Origin of the sequence: Flavobacterium sp., from assembly GCF_003525665.1 — a bacterium.
Lineage (GTDB): Bacteria > Bacteroidota > Bacteroidia > Flavobacteriales > Flavobacteriaceae > Flavobacterium.
On sequence record NZ_DQDX01000172.1, the window covers coordinates 5905 to 6373 of the forward strand.

Annotated in this window: 1 protein-coding gene; it reads right to left on the reverse strand. The window is 32.2% G+C overall.

Annotated features, from left to right (window positions below):
• A partial coding sequence (locus tag DIU01_RS11975; RefSeq protein WP_290834763.1) for a TolC family protein occupies window positions 1-436 on the reverse strand: 436 nt, incomplete at its 3' end.
• Window positions 437-469: the final 33 nt, after the last annotated feature.

Below are 469 nucleotides of genomic sequence, written 5' to 3' on the forward strand. Positions count from 1 at the left end.
TATAATAACTGTCTAAAAGTTGTAATTTGTATTCGTTTTCGATGACTTCTTTGTCGGCTTTGGCTTTTTCGATATCGATTTTATTTTTCTGTGCATTGGCAAACGCATTAAAATCGATTAAGTTCATATTGGCGTTGATAAAGAAATTATCATATTGGATATTAGAACTAACACGACCATTTGTTGATGGATCGATCGTTGAACCAAAATTATACGATTGGCTTCCATTGAAACTAACGGTTGGTAATAATTGATTCCAAACCGAGTTTCTACTTTTTTGAACTCGTTTTACTTCAAGTTGGCGGATTTTTATTTCGATATTGTTTTCTAATGCTTTATCGATGCATTTCTGCAACGGCCAAGTGGCATCTTGACCGTGTGCAAAATTGCTTCCTACAACTAGCAAACTCAAAATTATTTTTTTTAAACTAATCATCTATATTTTGGAATTTTGGAATTTGGAATTTGA